Source organism: Dietzia cercidiphylli, from assembly GCF_014145145.1.
GTDB classification, from domain to species: Bacteria; Actinomycetota; Actinomycetes; order Mycobacteriales; family Mycobacteriaceae; genus Dietzia; species Dietzia natronolimnaea.
Genome location: NZ_JAALEA010000398.1, coordinates 1 through 1948 on the forward strand (window position 1 = coordinate 1; position 1948 = coordinate 1948).

Consider the following 1948-nt stretch of genomic DNA (forward strand, 5'->3'; position numbering starts at 1 on the left):
GCGACTCGGGATTACAGAATCCTCGGGATAGTCCTTTTTATCCCGAACTCGGGATAAGACAGACAAAGCGGCCGTGGAGTCGGCGGTGGACGTGGTCAACAAGCGCGTGATCGGCTACCTCGCCGAGGAGGTGTGGACCACCGTCGAGGCCCTGAACGCGGCGATTGATGACCGCGTCGCCGAGATCAACACCCAGATTCGCCGGGCTGACGGTACGACACGGTGGGAGCGATTCGAGTCCGATGAGGCGCCGCTGCTGGCGGTGCTGCCAGACGACGGGTTCGCCACGGTGGAGTGGAAGCAGCTCAAGGTCGGACGGAACTATCACGTCTCCTGCGATTCGCAGTACTACTCGGTGCCGTACACCTTCGCCGGTCAACTGCTGCGAGTCCGGTTGACCGCGCAGTCGGTGACGCTCTTCGACGGTGACCAGGTCGTCTGCGAGCACCCACGGCGCCACGGCCGCAAAGGCCAGTACTCGACCGTGCTCGCTCACGCCCCGAAGGAGCACCAGGGTATCGACGGTCTGTGGTCCCGGCAGTGGTTCACCGACCGTGCCCGCGGGTTCGGCCCCGCCACCGAGAAGGTGATCGCCCAGATCCTGGATCGTCACGTGATCGAGGCGCAGGGCTATCTGGACTGCCAGAACATCCTCGAAACTCTCGGCAAGCGCAGTCGCCAGCGGCTCGAGGCAGCCTGCCAGGTACTGCTCAACCAGAACAGTGCCGGTAGCTACAGCGTGCTCAAACGCGTCATGGCGAGCATCGACTCCGACCACAAGGCGCCCCGGCCCGTGGTCCCGGCGGCGGCCACACGAAAACCGCCGCCACCGGCCGGGGCCCGAGACGACGGCGCGATTCAAGTCCGCTCGGCCGATCACTACTCGCGCGGCCGCAGCGGGGAGGGCGTGTGATGTTCACCGAGATCGATCACCAGAAGTTCCGCAACCTGCGCATCACGCACGTGGCGACCCGGTTCGAGGAGCTCATCAGCGATGAGGCCAATGACGAGCTCACCCCGGAGCAGATCTTCCTCACCGCCGTCGACGACGCCCTGGACCAGCGCCAAGCCCACCGGATCGACAAGCTGATCCGCGCCGCGAAGTTCCCGATCCCGCAGGCCTCGATCGCGGAGATCAACTACCAGGAAGGACGCGGGATCACCCCGGTGCGGATGAAACGCTACGCCGGACACAACTGGAGGCAAGACCCCACCAACCTGCTGGTGCTCTCGCCGACCGGCGGCGGGAAGACATACTTGGCCTGCGCGATTGGGATCGCCGCCTGCCAGAACGGGCACACCGTCACCTACGCCCGCATGGACGAACTCGCCCGGCGGCTGGTCATCGCCCGTGGTGACGGGATCCGCCACCAAAAAATGCTCAACGACCTGTCGGACGTGGAACTGCTGATCATCGACGACTTCCTCACCGTGGGCATCGACCCCGAGGCCGCGAACGACCTGTTCGCCGTGCTGGCCAACCGGGAGCACCGGCTGCCGACGATGATCGCCTCACAATCCCGACCGGCGTACTGGCTCGAGGCCCTACCTGACCGGGTGGCCGCGGACTCCATCGTCAACCGGCTGGCCAACAACGCCCGCGAGATCAACCTCGGCGAAGTCGACATGCGACGCCAACGCGACGACCAAGCCCGGGCGACCACCGGCTACTGGGAGTAACCCCCGACGGTGCCGGCCCGCCTCACGCGCGGGCCGGTTCCGGGTCGCCGGAACAGCAGTACCAACTCGCCGGACCCGCGGTACCGACAAGCCCTATCTGCCACTGAGCACGCGGCGCACGGTGACGTTCCTGTCGGCGAACCACGCCACCGCGTTGGCCAATACGGCGGCGGCGGTCGCACCGGTCTCGTCGTCGTGGACCTCGGAGTAGACCAGTCGGGAGTGGTCGTCCAGGTGTTTGGGACGCCTTTCGGAAAGCGCGGATCTG

The 1948-nt window shown here is 66.2% G+C and carries 2 protein-coding genes; both read left to right on the plus strand.

Going from position 1 to position 1948, the window contains the following annotated elements; all coding sequences use genetic code 11:
* Positions 1-73 precede the first annotated feature (73 nt).
* Positions 74-913: a Mu transposase domain-containing protein gene (locus G6028_RS13870; protein WP_241730771.1), complete on the plus strand. Its 840-nt coding sequence runs from the start codon at positions 74-76 to the stop codon at positions 911-913.
* On the plus strand, positions 913-1680 hold the full coding sequence (locus G6028_RS13875) for an ATP-binding protein (protein WP_023100551.1): 768 nt from the start codon (positions 913-915) through the stop codon (positions 1678-1680). The genes G6028_RS13870 and G6028_RS13875 overlap by 1 nt, the downstream gene beginning before the upstream one ends.
* The last annotated feature ends 268 nt before the right edge of the window (positions 1681-1948 follow it).

Excerpts from the sequence above, each read along its gene's own strand:
- G6028_RS13875 (WP_023100551.1), top strand. The coding sequence starts at position 913 with ATGTTCACCGAGATCGATCACCAGAAGTTCCGCAACCTGCGCATCACG.